Genomic DNA, 2,756 nt, shown 5'->3' with positions numbered 1-2,756 from the left:
CTGCCCGCCGGCGAAGCCAAATACACTGCGGCAGCTGCGATGTCGGCCGGGTCGCCGAGGCGGCGCAGCGGTGTCGCCCGCTCCATCGGCTCGCGCAGTTGGTCATTGCCGGCCACCACGTCCAACGCCGAGGTCAGGATCGAGCCCGGGGCGATCGCGTTGACCCGGATGCGTGGGCACAGGTCCAGTGCCGTGAGCCGGGTGTAGTGCGACAGCGCGGCTTTGGCCGTGCCGTAGGCGGCGAAGCCCCGTCCCGCCAACCGGCCGATCGCCGATGTGATGTTGATGATGCTGCCGCCGCCGGAGTGTTCGAGCATCAGCGGTACCGCGGCAACGGTCAAAGCATGGGCGGTGCCGACGTTGAAGGTGAACGCGTCCTTGAGGTCCTTGGTCGACGTGGTCAGCAGCGTGTTCGGCATCGAGCCACCGACGTTGTTCACGACGATGTCCAGCTTTCCGAACGCCTCGACGGCCGCGCCGGCCAGTTTCGCGGTGTCCTCGGGATGAGCCAGGTCGGCGGCCACGACATGGGCGCGCCGGCCGGTGGCCTGGACCTGCTCGGCGACCTCGTCCAGCTGGGCTTGGGTGCGCGATGCGATGACCACATCGGCGCCCGCCTCGGCGAACGCCAGCGCGATGGCCGCGCCGAGGCCGCGGCCGGCGCCGGTGATGACGGCGACCTTGTCGTCCAGACGGAACCTGTCGAGGATCACTGCGGCCTCTCTTCAGTTGTCGGCCGAAACAGCAGCGGCGACCGCCCGTCCCGGGGGATTTCTGTAACAGGTTCTAGTTTGGCACAGCAATCGTGCGCAGCGACGGCCACGCCCGTCGTCGAGCACTACAGCGCCGGAACTTCGACCCTTCCAAGGCAAGTTACGTGTTGTTAATGTAGCTGCAGAGCAGCGAGGAAAGGGGCTGGTTGACGGCCGCAGCGGAGGGGTGGCGGCTAACATGTTTCATCACTACCGTTAGGAACTGAATTGAAACTCAACCGATTTGGCGCCGCGCTGGGAGTCCTGGCTTCAGGGGCACTGGTTCTTTCGGCGTGTGGTAGCGACAACAACGCAGGTGGCGGAGGCCAGGGTTCATCCGGCGGTTCGTCGGCTGCGTCCAACGTGAATTGCGGTGGTAAGAAGACGCTGAAAGCCAGCGGCTCGACCGCCCAGGCAAACGCGATGACCCGGTTCGTCAAGGCTTTCGAATCGGCTTGCCCCGGACAAACCCTCAACTACACCGGTAACGGGTCGGGCGCCGGCATCAGCGAGTTCAACGGCAACCAAACCGATTTCGGTGGTTCGGACTCCCCGCTGAGCAAGGAGGAGGCGGCCACCGCACAGCAGCGCTGCGGAGGCTCGCCGGCCTGGAATCTGCCGGTGGTGTTCGGTCCCATCGCGGTCACCTACAACCTCTACGGCGTCAGTTCGCTGAATCTGGACGGGCCCACCCTGGCCAAGATCTTCAACGGCGGCATCACCACCTGGAACGACCCCGCGATCGCGGCTTTGAACTCCGGCACCAACCTGCCCGCGACGCCCATCCACGTTGTCTTCCGTAGCGACGAGTCGGGTACCACCGACAACTTCCAGCGTTACCTCGACGCGGCGTCCAACGGCGCGTGGGGCAAGGGCGCCGGCAAGGCCTTCAAGGGCGGTGTGGGTGAGGGCGCCAAGGGCAACGACGGGACGTCCGCGGCGATCAAGAGCACCGAAGGGTCGATCACCTACAACGAGTGGTCGTTCGCTCAGGGCCAGAAGCTGAACATGGCCAAGATCATCACCTCGGCCGGTCCGGAGCCCGTCACGATCGGTACCGACTCGGTGGGCAAGACCATCTCCGGTGCCACCATCGCGGGTCAGGGCAACGACCTGGTGCTGGACACCCTCTCGTTCTACCGGCCGACGCAACCGGGCTCGTACCCGATCGTGCTGGCCACCTACGAGATCGTCTGCTCGAAGTACCCGGCCGCTGATGTCGGGACGGCCGTGAAAGCATTCCTGCAGTCGACGATCGGCGCGGGCCAGAATGGTCTGGGTGACAACGGATATGTGCCCATCCCCGACTCCTTCAAGTCGAGGTTGTCGACCGCAGTCAACGCCATCTCCTGATCTGAGGTTCGTGTGGTAACTACCCCGCTAGCTAAAGCTGCGCTAGCGGAGGTAGACGCGCGCGCGTCGCGACGGGCCGACCGCCTGTTCAAACTGCTCGCTGCGGCGGCCGGGTCCACCATCGTGGTGGCGATCGTGCTGATCGCGGTGTTCCTGTTGGTCCGGGCGATCCCGTCGCTGCGCGCGAACCACGTGAATTTCTTCACCAGTCCCAAGTTCGACACCGCCGACGACGATCAACTGGCGTTCGGTATCCGCGACCTGTTCATGGTGACGGTGCTGAGCTCGTTCACGGCGCTGGTGCTGGCCGTGCCGATCGCGGTTGGCATCGCGGTGTTCATCACCCAGTACGCGCCCAGCAGGTTGTCGCGCCCGTTCGGCGCCATGGTGGACCTGCTGGCCGCGGTGCCGTCGATCATCTTCGGGCTGTGGGGGATCTTCGTGTTGGCTCCGAAACTGCAGCCGCTGGCCGAGTTCCTCAACCGCAATCTGGATTGGATCCCGCTTTTTGCAAAGGGCAACGTCTCGCTGGCCGGCGGCGGAACCATCTTCACCGCCGGCATCGTGCTGGCGGTGATGATTCTGCCGATCGTCACTTCGGTATCGCGAGAAGTGTTCCGCCAGACCCCGCGCATGCAGATCGAAGCGGCC

At 65.1% G+C, this 2,756-nt stretch carries 3 protein-coding genes; 2 read left to right on the top strand and 1 reads right to left on the bottom strand.

What is annotated here, in order from left to right; all coding sequences use genetic code 11:
• Positions 1–713, bottom strand: a 713-nt coding sequence (locus tag A9X01_RS01310; RefSeq protein ID WP_065118935.1) for an SDR family oxidoreductase, incomplete at its 3' end; no start/stop codon positions are given.
• A 267-nt stretch (positions 714–980) separates the two neighbouring features.
• Here A9X01_RS01310 and pstS point away from each other — a divergent pair.
• Positions 981–2,105, top strand: a complete 1,125-nt coding sequence (gene pstS / locus A9X01_RS01305) for a phosphate ABC transporter substrate-binding protein PstS (protein WP_065118934.1) — start codon at positions 981–983, stop codon at positions 2,103–2,105.
• A 12-nt stretch (positions 2,106–2,117) separates the two neighbouring features.
• Positions 2,118–2,756, top strand: a 639-nt coding sequence (locus A9X01_RS01300; RefSeq protein ID WP_065118936.1) for a PstC family ABC transporter permease, incomplete at its 3' end; no start/stop codon positions are given.

The sequence above is a fragment of the Mycobacterium asiaticum genome, from assembly GCF_001668675.1.
GTDB lineage: Bacteria > Actinomycetota > Actinomycetes > Mycobacteriales > Mycobacteriaceae > Mycobacterium > Mycobacterium asiaticum_D.
The sequence above is the reverse complement of the archived record's forward strand: the minus strand, read 5'-3'. Positions and strand labels throughout refer to the sequence as shown.